Annotated in this window: 22 protein-coding genes; 6 read left to right on the top strand and 16 right to left on the bottom strand. The window is 61.4% G+C overall.

Annotated elements, in window-relative coordinates; genetic code table 11:
- The first annotated feature begins 20 nt into the window (after positions 1–20).
- Positions 21–650 carry a peroxiredoxin gene (locus E8K79_RS07105; protein WP_136514140.1) on the top strand — a complete coding sequence of 210 codons (630 nt, stop codon included), beginning with the start codon at positions 21–23 and terminating at the stop codon, positions 648–650.
- A gap of 120 nt (positions 651–770) precedes the next feature.
- Here the strand turns inward: E8K79_RS07105 and E8K79_RS07100 are convergent, their stop codons facing one another.
- A complete protein-coding gene (locus E8K79_RS07100; protein WP_136514139.1) occupies positions 771–2807 on the bottom strand; it encodes an ATP-dependent helicase in 2037 nt (678 codons plus the stop codon).
- Between the two features lie 789 nt (positions 2808–3596).
- On the opposite strand from E8K79_RS07100, the gene ligA reads away from it, so the two are divergent.
- The gene (gene ligA / locus E8K79_RS07095; RefSeq protein WP_136514138.1) at positions 3597–5603 is read left to right on the top strand and encodes an NAD-dependent DNA ligase LigA; all 2007 of its coding nucleotides are present in this window, start codon (positions 3597–3599) and stop codon (positions 5601–5603) included.
- A 61-nt stretch (positions 5604–5664) separates the two neighbouring features.
- Here ligA and E8K79_RS07090 read toward each other — a convergent pair whose 3' ends face one another.
- The 8 genes from E8K79_RS07090 to E8K79_RS07050 form a co-directional block, all read right to left on the bottom strand.
- On the bottom strand, positions 5665–6309 hold the full coding sequence (locus E8K79_RS07090; RefSeq protein ID WP_136514137.1) for a four helix bundle suffix domain-containing protein: 645 nt from the start codon (positions 6307–6309) through the stop codon (positions 5665–5667).
- Between the two features lie 158 nt (positions 6310–6467).
- Positions 6468–7382, bottom strand: coding sequence for an electron transfer flavoprotein subunit alpha/FixB family protein (locus E8K79_RS07080; RefSeq protein WP_136514135.1), 915 nt, complete (start codon positions 7380–7382; stop codon positions 6468–6470).
- 9 nt (positions 7383–7391) lie between these two features.
- A complete protein-coding gene (locus E8K79_RS07075; protein WP_136514134.1) occupies positions 7392–8168 on the bottom strand; it encodes an electron transfer flavoprotein subunit beta/FixA family protein in 777 nt (258 codons plus the stop codon).
- A gap of 198 nt (positions 8169–8366) precedes the next feature.
- Entirely contained in the window at positions 8367–8564 is a 198-nt protein-coding gene (locus tag E8K79_RS07070) for a hypothetical protein (protein ID WP_135872172.1), read from the bottom strand.
- Positions 8565–8658: 94 nt separating this feature from the next.
- Positions 8659–9579, bottom strand: coding sequence for a diguanylate cyclase (locus E8K79_RS07065; protein ID WP_136514133.1), 921 nt, complete (start codon positions 9577–9579; stop codon positions 8659–8661).
- 348 nt (positions 9580–9927) lie between these two features.
- Positions 9928–10203, bottom strand: a complete 276-nt coding sequence (locus E8K79_RS07060; RefSeq protein WP_136514132.1) for a hypothetical protein — start codon at positions 10201–10203, stop codon at positions 9928–9930.
- Positions 10204–10250: 47 nt separating this feature from the next.
- Positions 10251–11123 (bottom strand): pseudouridine synthase, encoded by an 873-nt coding sequence (locus E8K79_RS07055; RefSeq protein WP_136514131.1) that lies wholly within the window; start codon positions 11121–11123, stop codon positions 10251–10253.
- A 7-nt stretch (positions 11124–11130) separates the two neighbouring features.
- The gene (locus E8K79_RS07050) at positions 11131–11667 is read right to left on the bottom strand and encodes a nitroreductase family protein (RefSeq protein ID WP_136514130.1); all 537 of its coding nucleotides are present in this window, start codon (positions 11665–11667) and stop codon (positions 11131–11133) included.
- Positions 11668–11844: 177 nt separating this feature from the next.
- Between E8K79_RS07050 and E8K79_RS07045 the strand changes: the two genes are divergently transcribed.
- Positions 11845–12252, top strand: a complete 408-nt coding sequence (locus E8K79_RS07045) for a MerR family transcriptional regulator (RefSeq protein WP_136514129.1) — start codon at positions 11845–11847, stop codon at positions 12250–12252.
- A gap of 67 nt (positions 12253–12319) precedes the next feature.
- Complete coding sequence (locus E8K79_RS07040; RefSeq protein WP_136514128.1) at positions 12320–13561, top strand: endonuclease Q family protein; 1242 nt, start codon at positions 12320–12322, stop codon at positions 13559–13561.
- Position 13562: 1 nt separating this feature from the next.
- Here E8K79_RS07040 and E8K79_RS07035 read toward each other — a convergent pair whose 3' ends face one another.
- The 3 genes from E8K79_RS07035 to E8K79_RS07025 form a co-directional block, all read right to left on the bottom strand.
- A complete protein-coding gene (locus E8K79_RS07035) occupies positions 13563–14258 on the bottom strand; it encodes a DsbC family protein (RefSeq protein WP_136514127.1) in 696 nt (231 codons plus the stop codon).
- Between the two features lie 105 nt (positions 14259–14363).
- Complete coding sequence (locus E8K79_RS07030) at positions 14364–15266, bottom strand: ROK family protein (protein WP_136514126.1); 903 nt, start codon at positions 15264–15266, stop codon at positions 14364–14366.
- Positions 15263–15739: an HIT family protein gene (locus E8K79_RS07025; RefSeq protein WP_136514125.1), complete on the bottom strand. Its 477-nt coding sequence runs from the start codon at positions 15737–15739 to the stop codon at positions 15263–15265. Before E8K79_RS07025 ends, E8K79_RS07030 begins: the two co-directional genes overlap by 4 nt.
- A gap of 289 nt (positions 15740–16028) precedes the next feature.
- On the opposite strand from E8K79_RS07025, the gene E8K79_RS07020 reads away from it, so the two are divergent.
- Complete coding sequence (locus E8K79_RS07020) at positions 16029–18278, top strand: NADP-dependent malic enzyme (protein WP_136514124.1); 2250 nt, start codon at positions 16029–16031, stop codon at positions 18276–18278.
- A 256-nt stretch (positions 18279–18534) separates the two neighbouring features.
- Positions 18535–19266, top strand: a complete 732-nt coding sequence (locus E8K79_RS07015; protein ID WP_136514123.1) for an energy transducer TonB — start codon at positions 18535–18537, stop codon at positions 19264–19266.
- A 4-nt stretch (positions 19267–19270) separates the two neighbouring features.
- Here E8K79_RS07015 and E8K79_RS07010 read toward each other — a convergent pair whose 3' ends face one another.
- From E8K79_RS07010 to E8K79_RS06995, 4 genes are all read right to left on the bottom strand, one after another.
- Positions 19271–21064: a tetratricopeptide repeat protein gene (locus E8K79_RS07010; RefSeq protein ID WP_136514122.1), complete on the bottom strand. Its 1794-nt coding sequence runs from the start codon at positions 21062–21064 to the stop codon at positions 19271–19273.
- Positions 21065–21125: 61 nt separating this feature from the next.
- Entirely contained in the window at positions 21126–23012 is a 1887-nt protein-coding gene (locus E8K79_RS07005) for a transglutaminase family protein (protein ID WP_136514121.1), read from the bottom strand.
- Positions 22999–23748, bottom strand: coding sequence for a DUF58 domain-containing protein (locus E8K79_RS07000; RefSeq protein WP_342782507.1), 750 nt, complete (start codon positions 23746–23748; stop codon positions 22999–23001). The genes E8K79_RS07005 and E8K79_RS07000 overlap by 14 nt, the downstream gene beginning before the upstream one ends.
- A gap of 113 nt (positions 23749–23861) precedes the next feature.
- Positions 23862–24779 carry an AAA family ATPase gene (locus E8K79_RS06995; RefSeq protein WP_136514462.1) on the bottom strand — a complete coding sequence of 306 codons (918 nt, stop codon included), beginning with the start codon at positions 24777–24779 and terminating at the stop codon, positions 23862–23864.
- Positions 24780–24801: the final 22 nt, after the last annotated feature.

Below are 24801 nucleotides of genomic sequence, written 5' to 3'. Positions count from 1 at the left end.
GTCAGGCACAGGAGCGACAGATGAAACTTTCCACCGTTACGTTGTTAGCCGCACTGGCCCTCTCCCTCTTCGTATCCGCTCCTTCTGCGATAGGCGCGGATGACCTCCAGCAGACCGCCAAGGTAGGTGATCCGGCCCCCGGCTTCAAGCTCGACGCCTGGGTCAGCACCACGCAGGGCAAGGAGTTCCGGCAGGTCTCCCTCGACGAGTTCCGAGGCAAATGGGTCGTCCTCTTCTTCTACCCGATGGACTTCACCTTTGTCTGCCCGACAGAGATCAAGGGGTTCAACGACGCGCTCGCCGGCTTCGAGCAGTTGAACACCGTCGTGCTGGGCGCTTCCACGGACAGCAAGTACTCCCACCTCGCCTGGGTCCAGCGCGGCGACCTGGGTAACCTGCGCTATCCCCTGCTCTCAGACATCAAGAAGGAAGTCGCCCAGAAGTACGGCTGCCTCGACGAGAAGGACGGCGTCGCCCTGCGCGCGCTGTACATCATCGACCCGGAAGGGGTGCTCCAGTACCAGGTCGTGCACAACCTCGACGTGGGGAGAAGCATCGAGGAGACCATGCGCGTTCTCGAGGCGCTGCAGACCGGCTCGCTCTGCCCGCTCGGCTGGAAACCCGGACAAAAGACCCTCGGCAAACCTTAGCGGCTCTCTACCAGGCGTCGCAGTTGACCTTACGCTCCCCCCTTTGCGAAGGGGGGACGGGGGGGATTTAGCTCAGTTGCCGGCCTGTATGAGGGGCGACCTCGGCTGCCCCCCTTGCCCCTATCCCATCATCGCCTTCATCTTGGCGAAAAAATCTCCAGCGCTCTTTTCCGCCTCTTCCGGCGTGACCTCGCGCGCCACCCCGCTTTGCTGCACGTTCAGGACGTTCGACGGGATCTCCTCCAGAAACCTGGAGGGGACCCGTTCCTCGAGCTTCCCGTACCTCTTCCGGTACAGCGTCCGCGTCATTACAAGCTGCTGCCTCGCCCGCGTGATGCCGACGTAGCACAGGCGGCGCTCCTCGTCGATGCTGTCGTCCTCGTAGATGGCACGCTTGTGCGGCAGGATCTCGTCCTCCATCCCGACCAGGAACACGAAGGGGAACTCGAGCCCCTTGCTTGAGTGCAACGACATAAGGGTCACCGCGTCCTTGCCGTGATCCTTCTTGTCCTTGCCGGAGAAACGGTCCTCGTCCATGAGGGAGACCTTCTCGATGAAGCCCCCGAGGGTCGCCTGTGGCACCCGCTCCTCGTACGCAGCCATGGAGTTGATGATCTGCTCGACGTTCTCAACCTTCCGGCGTGCGGTCTTCTGATCGTCGATGGTGCGGAAGATCTCCTCCTCTATCTTCAGCTTCTCGAAGAGTAACTTCCCTCTCTCGGCAAGCCCCCCCTCCTCCTTGAACGCCTCGGCCGCGTCGAGAAGGGTATGGTGGAAGGCGAGCACCTTGTCCCTTATGTTGTCGGCGATCCCCTCGATCTCGGCGACGCGGCTGAACGCCTCGAACAGCGGGATCTCCTTTTCTAGCGACCACTGGTTGATGCGGATCACCGTGCTGTCGCCGATGCCGCGCCGCGGGAAATTGACGATGCGCAGAAGGGCCACCTCGTCCAGGGGGTTCGCGATCACCTTCAGGTAGGAAAGGGAGTCCTTGACCTCCTTCCGCTCGAAGAACTGGGTGCCCCCCACGAGGACGTAGGGAATGTCCTCGAAACGGAGTTGCTCCTCGAAGGCGCGGCTCTGCGCGTTGGTGCGGTACAGGATGGCGAAGTCGCTGTACGGGACGTCCTTCTTGAAGCGCTCCAGTTGGATGCGCTCGACCACGCTGGTCGCCTCCTCCTCGTCATCCTGCACGATGCAGAGGTCGATGAGCGGCCCCTGCCCCGAGGCGGTCCAGAGGCGCTTCGCCTTTCTTATCTTGTTGTTGCCGATCACGCTGTTGGCGGCATCGAGGATGTTGCCGGTGGAGCGGTAGTTCTGCTCCAGCTTTATGGTGCGACACCCCTTGAAGTCCTTCTCGAAGTCGAGGATGTTCCCGACGTCGGCGCCGCGCCAGCCGTAGATGGACTGGTCGTCATCTCCGACAACGCAGAGGTTGCCGCTGCCTGCGGCCAGGAGGTTCACCAGGAGGTACTGGGAGGAGTTCGTGTCCTGGTACTCGTCCACCATGAGGTAGCTGAAGCGCTCCTGCCAGTGCTTCAACACAGGCGGGTGGTGCTGTAAAAGCTCGGCGGTGAGCATGATGATATCGTCAAAGTCGATGGCGTTGAACGCCTTCAGCGCGGACTGGTAGCGGGGATAGACCAGGGCGGCCATCATGTCCACGTCGTCCAGCGGGTTCGGCGTGAAGCGGTCGGGAGGGATCAGCTTGTTCTTCGCTCCGGAGATGCGCCAGATGATGCTTTCGGGATCGTACTTTTTGCTGTCCGTGTTCACCTCGCGAACGATCTGACGCACGAGCCCCACCTGATCGGAGGTGGAGTAGATGGAGAAGTTCTTCTTGTACCCCAAGCGTTCGATGTCTCGCTTGAGCACGCGCACCCCCAGGGAGTGGAAGGTCGAGAGGACGATCCCCTTCGAATCACGACGCCCCACGAGATGCTCCACGCGCTCCTTCATTTCCTTGGCAGCCTTGTTGGTGAAGGTAACGGCGAGGATGCGGTCTGCCGGCACCTTCAGGTTCAGGATAAGGTGCGCGATGCGATATGTGATGACGCCTGTCTTACCGGAACCGGCACCGGCAAGCACCAGGAGTGCGCCTTCGGTTTGCTTTACCGCGGCAAGCTGTTCGGGATTTAGACGTGAAAGGTCGAGCATGTAATCCTCTGCGAGATGAAAAAAGCCGCCGTATTGTTACCAGATGCGGCAGGGCAATGCAAGGCGGTATCGCGTTTCCTCCACCACCTCATGCTTAACCCGCTGCACACGACCGGGAAGGAAGGTAAGGCGTGCATTTGGGTAATGCAGAGGTCGCTTTAGAGAAAAGCAGGGGCGCTTTTATTGATGTGTGGTCAGCTTCAAGAAAAAGCAGGGCGCAGTTTGTTAATGTAAGGCCTGCTTTAAGCAAAAGCAGGACGCAGTTTGTTAATGTAAGGTCTGCTTTAAGCAAAAGCAGGGGTGCATTTGTTAATGTATGGGTGCAGTAAGACGAAATAAGACCATCATTTGCTAATGTACCTCCCGGCAGGCGACGTGTGCGTGTCATTTTTACCACAGCGGGCCGCTCTCCGCATCCAAATTGGCCATGCCATGACCGAAGATGGGCGCCATACCTTAATGAACCGGTCTCACTTGTTAATATAGGGGCTTATATTAACAAAGTAAGAGGTGCATTTGCTATTTCAAGGTGTCAGATTAAAGAAGTGTGGTCCCGGACAACGAGCCAGGCGGCAGGGATGTTTGTCGGGGTTCGGCCACCGGGCTTACACCTGATGCCACTCAGCTTAAGTGTCGTCTGGTGACCCTTCCGCGCGACAGCCGCGAGCTTAACAACGAGGCCGCCGCGCTTATCTTTGATGACGCTCTGCAAACCATCTCCCGTTTAAATATCTCAAAGGGTGTGCTATAAAGCAGCGTTCACGACAAAAGCCATCGAGGTCCGAGAAAATGGAAGCACAAGCCGCAGGGGAGCGCATCGTTTGGCTCGCAAAAGAGATCGAGCGCCACAACCGACTTTACTACGAGCAGGACATGCCGGAAATCACCGACGCGGAGTACGACGCGCTGTTTCGCGAACTGCTCGCGCTGGAAAACGAGTTCCTGGAGCTCGCCCTCCCCGATTCACCCACGAAGCGTGTAGGAGGCAGACCGCTCGCCAAGTTTTCCCAAGTGCGCCACACCCTCCCCATGCTCTCGCTGGAAAACGCCTTCACCGAGCAGGACATGATCGACTTCGACGACCGGGTCAAGCGCTTCCTAGGTCTTTCCGGGGACGCTGAGATCGCTTACGTCTGCGAGCCGAAGATGGACGGTGTCGCCGTGGAACTCGTGTACCGGCAGGGGCTTCTGGAAATCTGCTCGACCCGCGGCGATGGCGTCGTAGGTGAGGACGTGACGCAGAACCTGAAGACGATCAAGGACGTGCCGCTGCGCCTGGAGACGGACGCCCCCCCTGAGCTTCTTACCGTGCGCGGCGAGGTGTACCTGCCCTTAGCCCCTTTCCGCAAGTTCAACCAGGAACGCGAGGAGGCGGGAGAGCCTCCCTTCGCCAACCCGAGAAACGCGGCCGCCGGGTCACTGCGTCAGCTCGACTCGCGCATCACCGCCAAGCGCCCGCTTAGCATCTTTTGCTATGCACCGGGGGAGATTGCCGGTGCCGACTTCACCTCCCAGAGTAATTTCCTTGAGACCATCCCGAAATGGCGCCTCCCTGTGAATCCGCTCACCAGCGTGGTGAGGGGTATAGGGGCGATGCTCGCCTACTATCAGGAGATGATGGAGAAGCGTGACGATCTACCCTACGAGATCGACGGCGTCGTGGTGAAGGTGGACTCTTTCACCATGCAGCACGAGCTTGGGGAAAAGAGCCGTTCGCCGCGCTGGGCCATCGCCTGGAAGTTCCCACCTCGGCAGGCAACGACAGTAATCGAGAAGATCTTCCATTCCGTCGGGCGTACCGGTGTCATCACCCCTGTTGCGTTTTTGAAGCCGGTGAACGTCTCCGGCGTCATGGTCTCCCGGGCCACCTTGCATAACTGGGAGGAACTCGAGCGGAAGGACATCCGGGAAGGTGACACCGTCATCGTCGAGCGTGCAGGCGACGTCATCCCAGCCGTGGTGCAGGTACAGCTGGACAAGCGCCCCGAAGGTGCGGTGAAGCCGGAGGTCCCGGCACATTGCCCGGTGTGCGGCGGCGAAGTGGTCCGTATCCCCGACGAGGTCGCCGTGCGCTGCGTCGCCTTCGCCTGCCCGGCGCAGTTGCTCGAGCGGGTGAAGCATTTCGCCTCGCGGCGCGCCATGGACATCGAGGGGCTCGGGGACAAGTTCATCGAACAGTTGCTAAGTCTGAAGCTGATCAGGGACGTGGCCGACATCTATGCGCTCAAGGAAGAGGATTTCATGCAGTTCGAGCGGATGGGGAAGAAGCTTGCCGAGAACCTGTTGAACGCCATCGAGGCGAGCAAGGAGCGTGAGCTCTCCAGGCTCATCTTCGCGCTCGGCATAAGGCACGTGGGGGAGCACACCGCGAAGCTATTAGCCGAGGCCTTCGGCAGTATCGACAACCTCGCCAAGGCCGGGGAAGAAGAGCTGACCAGCATCCGCGAGGTAGGCCCGCAGGTAGCGGCGAGCATCGCAGATTTCTTCAAGAGTGAGGAGAACCTGAAGGTGATCGAGCGCCTCAAGGAGGCCGGGGTGAGTCCCAAGGTCGAGGAGAAGCGGGTTGGCGGCCGGTTCACCGGTAAGACCTTCGTATTCACCGGCGCCTTGGAGAAGTTCACCAGGGACGAGGCCAAGAAGATGGTGGAGCAGGAAGGAGCCCATGCCGCCGGGTCGGTTTCCAAGAAGACCGACTATGTGGTGGCCGGCGCCGACGCCGGGAGCAAGCTCGAGAAGGCGCGGCAGCTTGGCGTGAGCGTTTTGAGTGAAGAGGAGTTTTTGGAGCTGATGCGGTAGGCGTCGCAGGTGTTGTTAAGAGAAGGCGCGGCAGCCGATGGCTGCCGCGCCTTTTTTTGTTTCAACGGTGTTCCTTGCGGTAGTTGTAGAGTCTTTCCGTGAAGCCGCCGTTTTGGACGAAATCATGTTCCTGGCGCTCCATCTGGCGTCTTAGCAGGAAGCTTGCCTGGTGGGACAGGCAGAGGAGGATGTTGGCGCCCACCTCCGCGCTGCTGGTGCGCAGGGCTCGCAAAGCAGCCAGCAAAGGTTCGTCGAAAAACTCCGACCTGTCTGACCTGTCTGACCTGTCTGACCTGTCTGACCTGTCTGACCTGTCTGACTGGTCCGACCTCTCCGACTTGGTCAGCCGTCCGGCGAGCCTTGCCCGCATCCCCCTTACCTTTGGGGAATCCTTGTCCCAAATCTGCAGACCGTTCTGGCGCAGGTAGTCCTCGTAGTCCCGGATCAACTCTCCCAGGCTCGCGCGGGCGACTCCGGTCAGTTTAAGCTCTGTTTTTTTCGAGGTGCCCGAGGCGAGAGAGCCTTCGGCTATGTTCTGCACGCCGCTGCGCGCGGCCTGCACCATCTGGTCGTGGGTGCGCGAGCGCTTGTCGATGAAACGGTCGCAAAAGATGATGGTGCCGTCGTAGGCGGCCAAAGCCACCACGAAGCTGCGCAAGCGGCGAAAGCCGCCGTGCGGCAGAATGAGGTCGTCAGAACCGTTCATCAGCGCCTCCCGCCTTGTTACGGCCACTCCGACTGGTCCGAGTGGTCCGAGTGGTCCGAGTGGTCCGAGTGGTCCGAGTGGTCCGAGTGGTCCGACTGGTCCGACTGGTCCGACTGGTCCGACTGGTCCGAGGGTTAGAGGGTCCGCCGGCCGCTGTGCTACTTCGCCAGCTTCGCGGTCAGCGCTGGGACGAACTGCATCACGTCGGCCACCACCAGCACGTCGGCAACCCCGGCTATGGGGGCTTCCTTGTCCTTGTTGATGGCCACGATGAACCCCGACTTCTTCATCCCCGCCAGATGCTGAATCGCCCCACTGATGCCGCACGCCACGTACAACTTGGGACTCACCGTCTGCCCGGTCACCCCGACCTGGCTCCCTGCATCCATCCAGCCGCTGTCCACGACGGGGCGGCTCGCCCCGACCTCACCTCCGAGCACCCTGGCAAGCTCGGCGATGACCGGGATGTTCTCCTTCTTGCCGACACCACGACCGACGCTGACGATCACTTCGGCCTTGGTCAAATCCACCCCTTTGCGCGCCGCCGCTTCATAGCCGAGAAATTCGAGTCTCCCCTCCCCCGCCGCGTCGATCGGCTGCACCTGCGGCGTCCCTCCCGGCACCAACGCGGGAAACGCTCCCCCCTGCAGGGTGAGCACCACGGGCGTTCCTTTGGGCTTCACTACCTGACGCATCTTCTGGCTCAGGCAGGGTCGCTCGAAGCCACCCCCTTCCGCCAGCGCAACCACCTCGGAAACCTGCGGCACCTTTAACAGGGCCGCGACCCTCGGCGCCAGATCCCAGCCGTAGGAGGTGTGCATGAACACCACGTAGTCCGGCCGCTCCCGCTCGACGACCGCCTGCACCAGACGCTTGTGCAGGTCCGGGTTGTACTCGCCGTACTTGCCTGCATCGGCTAAGTAGACGGTACCACCGTATCCGGGAAGGGCCCCCTCCCCCCCGACGATGAGCATTGCGGTTTCGGCTCCCGCCTGCGACGCGAACCCGAAGAGCTCGTAGCTGTATTCCAACAACTTGCCTTCACGGCATTCACCGATCAGTAAGAGTTTCATGACATCCCCCTAGCGCAGCACCGCTGTCTTGTCCTTCAGTATCCCGATGAGACGGTCGACCTGGTCGGCGAGCTCCCCTTCCAGCACCACGGCGCTTCCCTTCTTGGCCGGAGCCCGGAATTCGCACGGAGCCACCCTTTGATCCTGATGCAGCAACTCGGCTACGGGGATGACGCGGACCTCTTTCTTCTTCGCCTTCATGATATTTGGCAGTGTCGGGTAGCGCGGCTGGTTCAGCCCTAATTGGCAGGTCACCACGGCCGGCGTCTTCAGGCGCACCGTTCCCTTCACCCCTCCTTCCAGCTCGCGCTTCACCGTAACGGTGCCATCGGCATACCCAAAGCCGACCACGGTGGTGGCGCAGGCATAGTCGAGCAGCTCCGCAACGGTAACGCCGACCTGGGCGGAACCTCGATCTTGTGACTGCAACCCGGTGAGGATGAGGTCGAACCCTTCCCCGGCGGCATAGGCGGCGATTATCGACGCCACCTGCCAGGAATCCTTCAGGTGTGCCGCTGCATCTTGCACGTGAACACCGCGGTCCCCGCCCATAGAGAGCCCCTTTTTGATCGCCTCGACCACCCGGTCCGCACCTATCGAGAGCACGGTAACCTCAGGCTCGCCGCCCAGTTGCTCCTTGAGCAGCACGGCCTGCTCGATGGCGTACTCGTCGTACTCGTTCACTCTAAAGGCAAGGTCCGTCTCGGCGTACCAGACGCCCGAAGCATCAGGCTTGAACCGGGACTCCATATCCGGCACCTGCTTTATGCATACCAGTATCTTCATGGCAACCTCCTCCAGCTGGGATTGAAAGAACGGTGCGCGCCGCGGGTCGGCGCACCGTCAGGAGCTTTAATTATAGGATATAGGAGTAACGAAATGTGTCAAACATCTTAATGAATTACGCGGGAGCGGCAGACACGAAGGAACTACAACGGGGGATGTGTTGAGGGGAGGTCTGACGGAAAAGGATGAAGAAAAAAACTAGATCCAGTAGGCGAGCTCTTCCCGCCTGGACCAATCACCCTGCTTAGCCTTTACGGCTTTCAGATTCTGCTCCAGCTCACACAGCAGGTGCGTTAGCTGGCGAAAGAGCTGGTTCTTTTCCGCGACATCATCGGTACGATCGAGCTTCGCCAGCAACTTCAGGTACCTGGCGTAGGCTTCGTCAAAACTGTCCATGGAACGTCCTCCTGGTTCGGTGTCGAGCAGAAGGTACGTTTACAATTAAATTAGAATATTTTCAAGTTAATTCCTTAAGCAAGTCTAATTTTTTTCAGGTCGGCATCATATCGACGCGGTTTCTACCGCTTTGCTTCGCCCGATACAGCGCCTCGTCGGCGCGGCGAAACAGCGAGTCGATGTTCTCGACGGACGGGCCCGGGTAGGTGGCGACCCCGGCGCTGATGGTGAGGGTGAGATCTTCCATGGGGGGAGGGAAGGAGGATTCAAGCACGGCCTGACGCAGGCGCTCGGCGACGATGACGCCCCCCTCGAGCGCGGTACCGGGAAGCACCAGCACGAATTCTTCGCCGCCGTAACGCGCAGCGCTGTCGTAGGCGCGCATCTGCTGCTGGGCGATCCCCGCGACGGCCGAGAGGACTATATCGCCGTTTTGGTGTCCGTAGGTGTCGTTCACGCTCTTGAAGTAATCGATATCGAAAATGACGAGGGAGAGATTTTCGTGGTTACGTCTGGCCCTGATGAACTCACCGTCCATTATCTCGGCCAGGTAACGCCTGTTGAAGAGGTTGGTGAGATGATCGATGTTGGTCAGGCGCTTCAACTGCTCGTTGGCCTTCCTCAGATCATCCTGCAGGGACTTGATCTTAAGTTGCACCCGGACCCGCGCCACGAGCTCGCCGGGATCGAACGGCTTGGTGAGGTAGTCGCTTGCCCCCTGTTCGAGCCCCCTGATCTTCGAGTTGAAGTCCATCATGCCGGTCAGCATGATGATGGGAAGCCCCTGCAGGTCGGGGCGCGATGCCACCAACTGCAGGAACTTGTAGCCGTCCATGCGCGGCATGTCGACGTCGCAGATGACGAGGTCGGCCTTGGATTCGATCAGCGTCTTGAACCCTTCCAAGCCGTCCCGCGCTTCCCGGTACTGCTCGAAAAGGCCGACATCTTTCAGGGTGCGCACCACCTGTTCCCGTATGGCGGTGGAGTCATCGATAACGAGCACACAATTGGACATGATTTCTCCCATCGACATTACACAAGAGTAGCCGGTAATCGATGCCAATGTGAAACCGGAGCGTTCACAGCAGTCACAACAAACTGCGGGAAAGCATCATGAGTCTCAAAAAGGATGTGACGCTTATCGTCAAGTGCTACGGTAAGGTTTAATAAAAAAGTAGATGATCAGCAGGAATGGAACGGAAGAGAAAGCCGCCTCAAAATTCCCTTTAAAGAGTTGCCATGTTCCAAAACCTACCACTGCCAGAGTGAACAAAATGATGAATATTGCTGCGGGTTTTTTCATAGGTGGGATATTAACCAATCCTCGTGGATCTTGTCCAGATATTTAATACTTGTAACGCGGCTAAGGGGTGTTCCAGTCCCAAGAGAACTTCAGCTCATCCTCGGTGACGAACAGTTCGCAATAAGTCTTCTTGAAGGCAGCCTGGTTGGCCGCGCTGTCGAACTCCTCCTGCACCACCTTCTCTATCAGTGCATCGGGAAGGTCCATGCTCTTTTCAAAGGCCCCCTCGAGGAACCCCTCGCGCCATCCCGCCTCTTTCAGATGGATCTTGAAGAGGCTGACATGAATGCTGTTGTTGACGCCGTAATCAACCATCAAAAGCACGTTCTTGGCCATCTTGCACCTCCGTGTGCCGGACTTCTCCAGCTGCAGACCGTTCTAGATTACCACAAAAGCTCCCGATTCGACTGAAACTCCATGAGTTTCCCGGTCACCGGGTCCTTGAATCGGAGCGTGCGCGCCAGAAGCTGAAGCGGCTTTTCGAAATCATCGAACTGCCGGGGACGCAGTTGCGGGTAAAGTCTGTCGTGCATGATCGGCATCCCGAGGCTATTCATGTGCACCCGCAACTGGTGCGTCTTCCCTGTGTGCGGGACGAGCGAGAAGAGCGACACGCCTCCTTTTTCATCGATGCGCGTTATCTGCGAGCGGGCGTTCGCCTCTCCCGGCGCGACCGTCATGGTGTACCAAGGGTCACCCGGTACGAGCCTGCTCTCCACGTGCCACTTTTCGCCCAGCACCTTCCCTTCGGAAAGGGCGAGGTAGCTCTTTTCGATCTGCCCCTGCCGGAAAAGCCCGCTGTAAAGGCCGCGGGTCGCGGGGTTCACGGAGAAGAGGACGAGGCCGGCGGTCTCGCGGTCGATGCGGTGCAGCGGCACGATGTGATCGATCCCGGTCCGTCTGCGCAGCCTGTGCAGGAGGCTCTGCTCGAGGTAGGCCCCTACCGGCGTGACGGGGATGAAATGGGGCTTGCACGCCACCAGCAACTCCTCGTTTTGAAAGAGGATCTCTTCGGTGAAAGGGATGACCGGCTCGTTCTCGATCTCCCTGAAATAAAAGACCCGCTTCTGCGGCGCGTAGGGAGTCTCGGGGGTGATCGGCGTACCGTCCTCGGAGAGCACCTTACCTTCGGCGACGCGGCGCTCCCATACCTCCGGCGGGATCTTCGGGAAACGTTGCAACAGGAAGGCGAGCACGGTTCGGTGCGGCTGCTCCCCCCTCGGCATGGTCACCTTGGCGGCGAATGCGGAAATCATCGTCTGCTCACCACCGGCTGTTCCCCCACTCCTCGCTGAAGGCCACCTCCGCCAGTTCCTTGCGCGGGCGGGGATTGGGGGACTGGTCGGGATACCCAAGCGGCGTGAGCCCCACCACCTTGATCCCTGCGGGAATGCCGAGCGCCTCCTTGATGCGCTCCTCGTCGTACCACCCCATCCAGCAGGTCCCAAGTCCGAGCCCGTAGGCAGCGAGGCAGAGATGGTCGAAGGCAAGCGCCGCGTCGGCTATGTAGTACTCGATGCCGTTTTCGACGCCGCTCTCGTTCGGATCCGCACAGACCACGACGATGCACGGCGCCGATGCTATCGCTTTTTTACCCGGGTTGTCGTCCGGGAAGGCTTCGAACAGGCGCCCGATGCGCTCAGGCTCGGTCAGTACCAGGAAACGCCAGCACTGCAGGTTCTTCCAGGAAGGCGCCAGACGCGCCAGATTAAGGACCTGTTTTATTTTGCCTGGTTCGACAGGCGTCGTTTTGAACTTTCGGATGCTGCGCCGCCCGGTTATGGCCTGGAAAACATCCATGACAATGGCCTCCTTTTTGTCGGTTTTTGGACTACATATCCCAAAAACGTCGTTTTGTAAACCGCGCATTTTGTATGACGTATCGCATACTTTTCCGCACCTATCCGGCCGGAAAGCGATTGACACCCAGAACGCCATGTTCTAGATTAGCTTGGAATTTAACACCACGAGGACTCCATGGACATATTGACGGACGGCGAGGAAATCACCTCTATCGGGGAAATCGCCTCTGCGCTGGGGCTCACCACCAGGACCATCCGCTACTGGGAAGAAGTAGGCATCATCGAGAGCGTTCCCAGAAGCGACGGCGCGACCCGCGGTTTCACCCCTTATTACGTGCGCCGGATCAAGTTCATCATCAAGCTGAAGGAACTGGGCCTCACCATCAGGGAAATGCAGGAGCTCTACGCGGCGTACGGCGAGGCGAAGCAGACCGAGCGCATGGTGCCGCGCCTGGTGGAGATTCTGGACGAGCACCTCGAGAAGATCGACGAGAAGATGGCGAAGCTCGCCTCACTGCGCAGCGACATCTCGAGCTACCGCCAGCACATGGTCAAAAAGTTCAGCAACGAGATGGGCGACTGAGCCATCCACCAGCACCCCGCATCCCCCGCCCGCCGCGCCCGAAGGCGGACTACCCATCGGGACACAGATGAGATTCATCGCGGACCTGCACATCCATTCGCGCTATTCCATAGCCACGAGCCGCGACTTAGGCCTCGAGAGCCTCTGGCGCTGGGGGCAGTTGAAGGGTATCCGGGTCATCGGCACCGGCGACTGCACGCATCCCTTGTGGCTCGAGGAGCTCGAGCGCGAACTCGTCCCGGACGGCAACGGGCTCTTCCGGCTCCGGGAAACCCACGAACTTTGCGGCAACCCCGCCGTGCCGAAGCGCTGCCTCGCGCCGATTTCCTTCCTGCCCAGCGGCGAGATCAGCTGCATCTACCGTAAAAACGGCCGCACCAGGAAGGTGCACTGCCTGGTGCTACTTCCAGACCTTGACTCGGTGCGCAGGCTGAACGAGAGGCTCGCCAGGGTCGGGAGCATCACCTCGGACGGCAGGCCGATCCTGAAGCTCGACGCGAAGGACCTGCTCGCCATGCTGCTCGAGGCCTCCCCCGAGGCGCTCCTCATCCCGGCCCACGCCTGGACCCCCCACTTCTCCGTATTCGGCGCCTTTTCCGGTTTCAACACGCTGGAGGAGTGCTTCGAGGAGCTCGCCCCGCACGTCTTCGCCATCGAGACCGGACTTTCCTCCGACCCCGCCATGAACTGGCGCGTCTCGGCGCTCGACGGCATCACACTCGTCTCAAACTCGGACGCCCATTCCGCATCTAAACTCGGACGGGAAGCGACCGTCTTCGACACCGACCCTTCCTACCAGGGGATCTACCGCGCCATCAGCTCGGGCGAAGGGTTGGCCGGGACCATCGAATTTTTCCCGGAGCAGGGGAAGTACCATGCCGACGGCCATAGGTGCTGCGGCGTGCGCCTTACCCCCTCGGAAACGGTTGCCAACGGTTACCGCTGCCCGGCATGCGGCGGCAAGGTGACCGTTGGGGTGCTGCACCGGCTGGAGTCAGTTGCAGACCGTCCCTCCGGGACGAGACCTGCCGGGGCGCCCCCCTTCTGCTCCCTCATCCCCCTCATCGACCTGATCGCCGCGACGCTTCACGTGGGGAGCGGCAGCAAAAAAGCCCAGAAGCTCTACTTCGAGCTCCTGGGCCGCTTAGGAAACGAGTTTCACGTCCTTCTTGAGGCACCGCTTGAGGAGATCGCCGCCTCGGCGGCGCCCCTCGCTGCCGCGATCGGCAGGATGCGGCGGGGCGAGGTCGAGATCGATCCGGGCTATGACGGCAGGTTCGGCACCGTCTCGGTCACGCCCGAGCAGTAAGTTACTTGAGGAGCTCGTCCAGCTTCTTCGTGTCCGCTCCCACTACCATCTGCCCGTTGACGAAGAAGGTCGGCGTCCCGCTGATCCCCACCTTCCTGGCGAGCGCCATATGATCCTGCGCCAGCTTCTTGATCTCCGCCGACGCAGGCTTGGCCGATGCGGGGATTTCCTGCCCGAGCATCATCGCGTCGTAGGCCTGGGTCTTGTTCTCGGCGGAGAGGATGTACTCGATCTTGGTGATGGCGCCGGGGTGGGCAAGCGGCGCGAAGAAGATGTACTGGGTCACGTCGCTGCGCTTGGTGAAGTACTCGGCGCCCTTCCTGCAGTAGGGGCAGTCCGGGTCGGTGAACTCGATCACCACCTTTTTGCCGTCGCCGATCTTCAAAGCCTTGTCCAGCGGGAGATCCTTCACGAGCTTCGCAGCGAGTTGACCCTTGCGCTCGGCGGTCAGGCTCTTCAGGTCCTTGTTCACGATCTCGCCCGTCAGCACCAGTTGCTTGTCAGGGTAGTAGTAGAAGATGTTCTGGCCGGTGATCACCTCGTACAGTCCCGGGATCTCGGTCGGGGTCATGCTGTCGAAGGCTACCTGCGGGAAGGTGCTGCGGAAGGACTCCTCCGGGGTCGCGGCGAAGGATGCGGCGGATGTCAAAAGGAGAAGGGAAAATACTGCTGCGATGAAGCTTTTATGCAACGACATGAGCGCCTCCATGGGTCTTTTGTGTTCCCCGGCCTGCGGGGCAGCGGCAACTATAGCATATCTTTATCGAAAGGTAGTCTGAATAATGAGAGAAGTCTGCGGGAACTACAGTGGGAGTGAACTGCAGGCCAGGGCCGCGGCACCAAGGACGCCGGCGTCGTTGCCGAGACTCCCTTTGAGGATACGGACGCGGGCGCCGGGGACGGCAATGCTGCGGGCGGAAAGCTCCCGGCGCAGGGAAGGCTCCAAAAGTTCGAAGCTTCCCGAAACGCCCCCTGCCAGGATCACCGCCTCGAGGTTCAAGAGGTTCACCACCCCCGCGACCGCGATGCCGAGATAGCGTCCTGCCTCCGCGAAGAGGGTGAGTGCCGCGGCATCCCCTCCCCTTGCCATCGCGGCGACCGTTTCCGCGTCACCGCTACCGCCGGATATGGCGGTCGCCGAGGCGTACTGTTCGAGACAGCCACGGGCGCCGCAGCCGCAGGCACGCCCGAGCGGCTCAACCGGGACGTGCCCAAGCTCCCCCGCGGCGCCGTCGGCTCCAACCCAGAGCCTTCCGTCCAGGATGAGTCCGGCGCCGATGCCGGTCCCGAGGGTGACGACGAGGAGCGAAGAGCAGCCGCGCCCCGCACCGAAGCGGTGTTCGCCCACGGCGCAGGCATTGGCATCGTTCACGAGTAACACCGACAGCCCAACCGCTTTCTCGATCTCCTCCCCGAGCCGCACCTCCTCGAGCGCTGGTATGTTGACGCTGGCACGCACCACGCCGTCCCTACCTACGAGTCCAGGCACTCCTGCACCTACCGCAACTACTTCCATCCCCGCCGAGCGGGCCGTCTCCCTTAGCCCTTCAATTGCGAACTCGAGCCTTGAGAGGAGGAAAGGGAGCCCGGCCGCGGGAAGGGTCGCCTCTTCGCTCCTCGCGAGCACGCGTCCCTCCTGGTCGACCAGCGCCAGGCGCAGGTTGGTCCCCCCTATGTCGATGCCGATGCATCCTTTTTGCTTCAACGCGCCTCCTGGAAAAACGGCTTCAGCCGGTCGTAGGTTGCCCAGAGCGACTCCGGGAGCACCCGGACGTCGGCGAGCACGGACATGAAATTGCTGTCGCCGTTCCAGCGCGGCACTACGTGCATGTGCAGATGGTCCTCGACACCGGCCCCGGCGGCCTTGCCGAGATTCAGCCCGATGTTGAAGCCGTCGGGCTTGCTCGCCTTCGTCAGCACATCCTTGCAAAGCGCAACGGTCGTCAGGAGCTCCTGCATCTCCTCGCCCGTCAGGTCGTTCAGCTCCGCCGTGTGCCGGTTGAGCGATACCAGCAGGTGGCCGTTACTGTAAGGATAGCGGTTCAGCATCACGCGACCCAGCGGGGTGCGATGCACGATCAGGAGCTCCCTGTCGTCCCCGTGCGCGCAGAAAATGCAGCCCGACGCCGGCGGCTGCGTCAGGTACTCAACCCTCCATGGCGCAAAAAGCCTGTCCATGACTCCTCCTGCCGGATGTCCTGTCAAAAGCCGGCTGATTATAACCAAACTCTCTCAATTTACAACCCCGCCATGACATTGCAAGAAGACGAGCTGAAACTTGAGGAGGTCCGGCACTGATTCTCGTTTCCTGCACGGTCATTGTGGACCGGACGTGTCATGCTATAATTTCGCGACCCCACCACAACATCCATTTCCGTCACTGCATCTCCTGTTAAAGAACCAGCGCTTACGCCGCTTTCTCCAGTCTAAAAAGATCACCCTCACCATACTGACCGAGGAGGATACCATGACGAAGAAGAATGACGCACTGCAATACCATGCCGCGGGTCGCAGGGGCAAGATCGAAGTCGTTTCCTCAAAGCCCTGTCTCACCTCGCTGGACCTCTCACTCGCATACACCCCCGGGGTCGCCGAACCCTGTCTCGCGATCCAGGAACGCCCGTCGGACGCCTACCTCTACACCGCCAAGGGGAATCTGGTGGCGGTGGTCTCAAACGGCACCGCGGTGTTAGGCCTCGGCAACATAGGCGCGCTGGCGGGCAAACCGGTCATGGAGGGGAAAGGGGTCCTCTTCAAGCGCTTCGCCGACGTGGACGTCTTCGACCTGGAGGTGAAGAGCGAGCACCCCGACGACGTGATCAAGGTAGTGCAGCTCCTGGAGCCCACCTTCGGCGGCATCAACCTCGAGGACATCAAGGCGCCGGAGTGCTTCTACATCGAAGAGGAACTAAAGAAGACCATGAACATCCCGGTCTTCCACGACGATCAGCACGGCACCGCGATCATCTGCTCCGCGGCGCTCATCAACGCGCTGCATCTCGTGGGCAAGAGGATCGGGGAGGTGCGCATCGTGGTGAACGGCGCCGGAGCCGCCGGCGTAGCCTGCGCGAACCTCGCCCTCTCCCTCGGGGCCGCCCCGGGAAATCTCTGCATGTGCGACACCAAGGGGGTGATCTACAAGGGGAGAAGCGAGGGGATGAACCCTTACAAGGAGCGTCTCGCGCTCGACACCGAAATGCGCACCCTGGAGGAAGCGATGCTCGGGGCCGACGTCTTCATCGGCGTTTCCGCCAAGGGGGCGGTCACCCCGCAGATGGTACGCGGCATGGCGAAGGACCCGATCATCATGGCGATGGCGAACCCGGACCCGGAGATCACTCCGGAGGAGGCGCTCTCCGTCCGCTCCGACGTCATCATGGCCACCGGCAGAAGCGATTACCCGAACCAGGTAAACAACGTCTTAGGCTTCCCCTTCATCTTCCGCGGCGCCCTGGACGTGCGCGCGAGCACCATCAACGAGGAGATGAAGCAGGCGGCGGTCGAGGCACTCGCCGCATTGGCTCGCGAGGAGTGTCCCGACTCGGTCTGCCGCGCCTACGGCAACGAGAGCTTCTCCTTCGGGCGCAACTACATCATCCCGAAGCCCTTCGATCCGAGGGCGCTGCTGCGGGTCGCCCCGGCCGTCGCGAGAGCCGCCATGGAGAGCGGCGTCGCACGCACCCCGATCGAGGACATGGACCGCTACATCGAGTGGCTGGAGACCCTGCAGGGGCGCGCCAAGGAGACCATGCGCGCCATCATCAACAAGGCTAAGTGCGACCCGAGGAGGATCGTCTTCCCAGAGGGGGACCACGAGAAGATCCTGAAGGCCGCCCACCACCTCGTCGAGGAGGGTATCGCGAAACCGATCCTGATCGGCAACCGGATGAAGGTGGAGGCGAAGATCGCGGAACTCGGGCTGGAGCTCTCCGTTCCCATCGTCGACCCGGAGGAGAGCGAGCTCACCGAGATCTACGCGCAGGAGCTTTACCGCATGAGGCAAAGAAAGGGGATCACCCTTTCCGAGGCGCACCGCATCGTGCGCCGCAAGTCGCGCAACCACTTCGGTTCCATGATGGTGCACATGGGGGACGCCGACGCCCTTTTAGGAGGCATCGACACCCATTACCCGGACACCATCAGGCCGGCACTGGAGGTGATCGGGAGGCAGCCGCAGCTCTCCGGGGTGCACGGCATGTACATGATGGTCTTCAAGAAGGGGATCTATTTCATGGCCGACACCACGGTGGAGATCGAGCCGACCGCCGAGGAGCTGGCGGAGACGGCGCTTCTCGCCGCCGAGAAGGTGAGGCTTCTCGACATCGTACCGCGTATCGCGATGCTCTCCTTCGCCAACTTCGGCTCGGTGCACCACGCCCTCACCCAAAAGGTGAAGCGCGCCGTGGAGATCGTGAAGGAGCGCGACCCGGAGCTCGAGATCGATGGGGAGATGCAGGCGGACACCGCGGTGACGCCGGAGCTTTTGTCCAACTACACCTTCACGACCCTCACGGGAGCCGCCAACATCCTCATCTTCCCCGACCTGAACTCGGGGAACATCTGCTACAAGCTCCTGCACCGCCTGGGAGGCGCCGAGGCGATCGGGCCGCTCCTCATGGGGATGAAGAAACCTGTGCACGTGCTGCAAAGAGGGGACGACGTCGCAACCATCGTCAACATGGCCGCCATCGCCGTTGTGGACGCGCAGAGCATGTAGTCTGCGGAAATTCAACTAGAACGTCAAAAGGGACCTTTCGGGGTCCCTTTTGTTTTGGTTCTTCAAAGCAAATCCCCCCCGTCCCTCCTTCGCAAAGGGGGGAGCCTGAGGTCAGCTATGGCGCTTCGTAGCCATCTAGCCGTTGCTTTGACGTAAACGCCTTTCTTTGGTTGCCAGCGGCGCGGCTAATTTGCTATACATGACGGACGCTAAACGCAAAAAATCCCCTACCGGGGAAGAAGGACGTGCCGTCACCATGGAAGATGCACTGGATCCGCTCGAGGAAGAGGAGTACACGCTAAGGCCGAACAAGCAGTTCGTCCTCGGGCTGGCCGCATCGCTGTTTCTGCACACGGTCCTGGCCGTCGTCCTCGTGGGTCTTCCCAGTGGTGGTGGCGGAGCACCGCCTCGCCCCGCTGTCACCTACGTCGATCTGAAATCCATCCCCGCGCCCGCCGCACCGGCGGTAAAACCGCAGCCCGAACCGATACCGCAGCCGATGAAGTCGGACGAAGAAGCCGAACCGCTTCCGGAAACGCCCCCCGCACGTGAGCTTCCGCAGGCGGCAAAGCAGGTGGCATCCCCCGTTCCTCCCACCCCTGCGCAGGCCGCGGTGGAGGAGACGAAAAGCTCGTTCGGAATGGGGCTTACCAAGGGGTTTTTCAAAGCGCTCAGCGACGGCGATTCTCTGCGTCCCGACATCAAGGAGTACTACCAGAACGTCCTGCAGGGGGTCAACGAGAAGTGGTGGCTGGAGCAGAAGGACGACAAGGTGAAGACGATCGTGGTGAACCTGATGATTGACAGGAGCGGTCGGATCCTAGGCAGCAACATCATGATCAGTTCTGGCAACATCGTGTACGACCGGGCGGTGCAGAAGATGCTGGAAAGCGCTGGCCCGCTCCCGCCGGTCCCCGAAAGCTACACCGCAGACGTATTCATGGCGCCGATCCGGCTAGTCCCGCCACTAAACCTGATGTCCTGGTAGCTGGCTACTCTTCCAGTTCTAGATCGATGATGTCGATAGACTCCTCACCGGAGAGGGCGAAAAGCCGGTCCGAGGCGTCCTGGTAGGCGGGATTGCCCCGCACCACCTCGCGGTAGAACTCGATCGCCTCCTCGGTCCTGCCGGTCCCCTCGAAAAGCACCGCCAGCTCGTAGCTGAGGGCGATGCGCTCGTCTCTTGAGATCACGCTCAGCGCGAGGCCACGCCGCAGCAGTTCCTCCGCGCGGTCCGGCTCTCCTTTTTCCCGGTAACAGATGGCCTGCAGGGTCAGGCAGGCGAAACGGCGCTGCGGGTTCGCGGCAGCGATCTCCAGCTCCTTTATAGCACCCGCGTACATCCCCATCTCCTTGTAGCCGATCCCCAGGTCGTAGTGACTTTCCAACTCCATGAGGTCAATCTCGGCACCGTCGCCTGCCGCCGCCTCGGGATAGATCTCCTCCCACCCATGCGACTCGACTGACTCCAAAGAGACGGCTTCCGGTTCCTCGAGCCACTGCGCCTCGAACGGCTCAGCCTCAGCCAGCTCGACCTTTTCCGGGTGCAACGGCTCCACCTCCGCCAACTCTTCCGGTTCGCTCTCCCACTCGAAGTCTCCGAAGGGGGAGGCGTCCTGCGGCAAGGTGAGCTCCAGCGACTCTTCCTCTTCGATATCGAGCTCGACCGCAGGTTGCGCTTCCTCTTCCGGCTCCTCGACCGACTCCGCCGCCTCATCGAAATCGAGCTCCATTGATAATTCCATGGGAAGCTCGAGCTCGGTTACCACAGCCTCAGGCTCTTCAACTGGTGCAGGCTCGGGTACGCTTAGGACCGGGGGCGCCACCGGCGTGGCTTCCTCGGGGGCTTCGAAGAGGTCATCGCCCAGATCGAGCTCGATCTCCTCCTCCCAGGCGGTCTCCGTTGCGGCAGCTTCGGGTGCGGGCGCGGCCTCCCACGGGGACGGCGCCTCGACCGGGGCCGGAACATCCGCCTCCTGCGCTGCCGATGCGGGTGCAAAGGGGTCGGGGAGCTCGGTCTCCTCGCTGTCCCACTCGGGAAGCTCCGGCTCGTCGGCCGGCTCCTGGATTTCCCACACTGCAGGCTGCGCCGCGGCAGCAGTGATCCCCTCTACTCCCCCAAGAGGGTCTGAAGGCAGGGACGCCTCCACCGCTTCAGCGGTAACACTTGCCGGTGGCGCTTGCAGATGCTCAGGGAAGAGCTCGGTGAGGCGTGCAGAAACCGAAGCAGCCTCGTCGCGCAGTCCCTTCGCGCTGAGCGCGGCGGCTAGATCCTGGTAAGCCTGCCGGGACTGTTCATGGGCGCCGGTGACATGAAGGAGTTCGGCGTACTTGAGACGGGTGGCGGCATGCTCGTGATCTACCTCCAGCATCTTCTCAACTACCTTGAGCGCCTCCTTAGGTAGGTTTTCTTTCTCGTATTGGGCGGCAACCTGGCTGTATTCGGCCAAGGCGTTGCCGATGAGCCCCTGCTGATGATTCAGCCAGGCGATATTGAGGGCGGTTGGGATGCTGCCAGGATTGAGTCGCTGGATCTGCTTGTAGATGGCGATCGCCTTAAGGTAGTAACAGTTGTCGGCGTAATGCTTGCCGATATCTTCGTACTGCTGTATCGCTTCTTCCTTGCGGTTGTCGCGCACCAGAAGCTCGGCCAGGCGCTGCCGATACCTGATATCGTTGGGCTCCATGGCGACCACCTGCTGGTAGTCCTTGATCGCCTTGTCGATCTGCCCCTTGAGCACGAACTTTTGTGCGCTCTCCAGAATTTTGTCTTTTTTGGAAGCCAAGTTAACGCCTCTTACCGCCTGAAAATTGGAAACCTAAAACTAAAGCAAAGTGCCCGTTATGTCAAGGAAGATGCTGGGACGCAAGCCGGATGATTTCCTCCAACTGCGTCACCTCTTCCCGGCTCAAGGAGCGGTCGCAATACACGGCACCTCCGTATATCGAGACGAAGCGCTTCAGGTGCGGGTCGTCAAGACGCGCGGCAAGTTCGAAGAGCCCCTCCCCGTCCCCTATGCCCCCCGGATGACGTCTAGTAACGACGCGGAGCATGCGCCGCAACAGGCGGGCCTCCACGCTCGGTGGGCGGCGCCGGATCCAGACCACCACGAGGGCGAGCGGCACTACGACGAGCATGACGATGAGGAACCCTTTGCCACTCTTTTCGGGAAGGCGCAGGTTGCGCACCCTGCTCCCAGCCTCGCGCACCAAGGCGATCTGTTTTTCCAGGTCGTAGGTAACCACCGCCTTGTCCCAGTAAAAGCCGGCCATGTCCACGTATTTGGCAAATCCTGCGGCCTGCGTGCCGCGCACCGCCCCCAGCGCCCACGCGCTCGGGTCGACGAAGCGCCACCCCACCCCATCCTCGTACGCCTCGACCCAGACGTGCGCCATATCCTCGGTGACGAGGTAGTACCCCCCGATGTCGTTGTAGATCCCGCCGCGGTAACCGCCTACGAGACGTGACGGAACCCCGGCCAGGCGCAGCAGTATCGCGTAGCTCGAGGCGAAATACTCGCAGTTGCCCCGCTTCTTGTCGAAAAGGAAGGAGTCCAGCGGGTCAGCACCGACGGCCATGCCACTGTTGGCGTAGGTGAGCCGCTGCCCCCGGAAGAAGTTCTCCAGAAGCCGCATGCGCTGAGTGGTACTTACCCCTTTTTGCGCCACCTCCCGCCCTTTGGCCCTCATCCTCTGCGATATGTTGCCGGGAAGTTCGAGGTAGAAGGCACGGTCCAGCCCCCGCACCCGGATGACGTCGCTCAGCGCCGACTCGGCCACGTACTTCACCTTCTGGTCCAAGGGGCGACTCGCGACGAACACGCCGTCGGTCGAGGCATCGTTGCGCAGCCCCGAGACGGCGCGCCCGACGTTCAGCGCGGGGAGATAGGCGCTTTGTGACCGCTCGGGGTAGATCTCCTGCGTCACCCGCTCACCGGCCGGGACGCTGTCGATTTCCCCTGGCACCCCCTTCCTGACCCAGGCGTCGTTTTTGAAGGAGTTCAGCACCACGCCGCGCCAGTAAAGCTTCTCTTCTGGGACTTTTGGCGAGAGGGCCCGCAGCACCACCCCCTTCACCGCGCTGACCGCGGGGGCGCTCCCCGGCTTCACCGTGTCAGAGAACCCGATCCGCTTCTCCGCCGGAGTCTTAAGGAAGTTCCAGAGCGGGTACTGCGTCCTCGGGAGGATGAAGAAGAAGAAAAGAAGCAGCGGCAACGCGACCACCGGCATGAGAAGCGCCACCGTCACCACCTTCTTCGCTTCGTACCGGGTGAGAAGGATCGCCTCGTCCTGGGCATGGAAGGTGAGGAGCACCAGCGCCACGGCAAGAAGGAGAAGCAGGGCAAAGAGGTAGACGAGAAAGAGCGCCGACATCTCGAAGAGCGAGGAAGCGGCGAGGCAGAAGAGGGAGAGCGCGAACGCCTGCAGGTAATGGCGTCCGCTGCGCTCTCCGAGTAGCCTCACCCCGAGGAAGACGACGAGGAGGTCGGCGGTGACCGGGACGAGCCGGCTGACACTGAAACCGGAGGCTAGGTAGATAAAGAGGAGTATCGAGAACGGGGTGAGCACCCGCCCCGGCAGCGCGCGTCCGCTGTAGTACAGGTACACCCCGGCAAGCAGCGCGGCGGGGAAGAAAACCCGTGCGAAGAGGCCCAGGTGCGCGAGCAGGGGGAGGTACCCGATAAGCGCGATGCAGGCGGTGAGCCCACTGAGAAAAAGATCAACCCTTACCATATAGGGCAAGCTCCGTGAGCAGTTTGAGCCGATGTGACCGGGTGGTGCCCGGGGGGACGACGCGCTCCCCGAGCTTGAGTCCGACCGGCCGCCCCGACCGCGCCAGCCGGTTCACGAGGAAAGTGCCGTAGGAGAGGCGCTCTTCCAGGTCGCGCCCCGGCACCGCGTCGAGGTCGATGATAAGCGGCTCCGCCGCGGTCGCCGTGAGCTCCTTCACCTTGAAGACCTCGTGCTTCGCGGAGAGGCGCCAGTGGATGAGCTTCAGCGGTTCGCCGCCGCGGTAGTCGGAGATCTTGGCTAGCTCGCCGTCGTAGCCGGATGCTGCCGCGGAAACCGCCTCCCCCGCGTCGGGCGTCCCCCCCGGTGCCGGTACCAGCACGGGGCGCGGTGCCGGAAAGACGGTTCCCTCAACCGGCAGATGGACCGCCGTGGCGCGCACGAAGAAGTTGACCGGGAACGGGGAACTCACCGTGGCGTCTGGAAGTTTAAGGGGACCGCGCTCGCGAAACGAGAGAAGGAGCGCCGCGTTCTGCGGACGGTTGCGTTCAAGGAGGGTGAAGCTCGTGGAGTTCCCCATCAGGGTCACCCTGATCAGGAAGGACGGGAGGAAGCGCTTGCCGTTTTCCGCGACGACCGGCAGGAGCGTTTCGGTGCCGGCATAGACCTCGTCCGGCAGCCGCACGCTGAGGACGATGCTGCGGATGTTCAGCCACCCCAGCACCCCGGTTACCGCCATGAAAGAGAGCATCGCGGCGACGATCAGGAAGAGAAGGTTGTTGCCGGTGTTGACCGCAGAGACGCCGAGAAGCAGCGTGGAGGCAACGTAGAGCCCGCCCCCCTTGGTGAGCCTTATGTGAGCGGGAGGGGTATTTCTTTCAGTATTGCGTTTAATACGTGCTCCTTGTCCACCCCTTCGTGCTCCGGGCGGAAGATGAGGCGGTGCGGGCAGACCGCATGCACCACGTCACGTACGTCCTCGGGTGCCACGAAATCCCGGCCGTGCAGGTAGGCTGCGGCCTTGGCGACGTCCACCATGCCGATGCCGCCGCGGGTGGAAAGCCCGGTCTGGACAAGCGGATGGGTCCGGGTCGCCTTGATGATGGCGTAGATGTAGTCGGTCACCTTCTCGCCCACGTAAACCTGCTCCCTCACGGTGCGGATCGCCTCGACGAGGTCTTCGTGCTGCAAGAGGGGTGGGATGTGGAGGATCTCGTTCCTTATGCTCCCCTGCCTTAAGATCCCCTTCTCGACCTCCTCCGGAGGATAGCCGATGCCGGTCCTGATCAGGAAGCGGTCCATCTGCGATTCGGGGAGGGGATAGGTCCCCACCTGCTCGACCGGGTTCTGGGTGGCGAGCACCATGAACGGCTCGGGGAGCTGGTAGGTCACCCCCTCGACGGTTACGCGCCGCTCCTCCATCGCCTCGAGCAGGGCGCTCTGGGTCTTAGGCATGGCGCGGTTCACCTCATCGATGAGGACGATGTTGTTGAAGATCGGCCCTTTGATGAAGTTGAAGCGCCCCTCGGTGCGGTCGAAGACGGAGAGGCCGGTGATGTCGGAGGGGAGGAGGTCACTGGTGCACTGGACGCGCCCGAAGGAAAGGCCCAGCGCGCTGGCGAAGGCGAGCGCCATGGTGGTCTTGCCAAGCCCCGGGATATCCTCGAGTAGGATGTGGCCACCGGTCAAAAGGGCCATGAGGCTCAGGCGGAGCGCCCTCACCTTACCCTTCAGGTGCTGGCTGGAGAGCTCTTCGAGTACCGCGTTCATCTCGTCTACTTTGGCTGGTTTG

This window comes from Geomonas edaphica (assembly GCF_004917075.1).
Classification (GTDB): Bacteria; Desulfobacterota; Desulfuromonadia; order Geobacterales; family Geobacteraceae; genus Geomonas; species Geomonas edaphica.
This window is presented reverse-complemented; position numbering and strand designations above follow the sequence as displayed.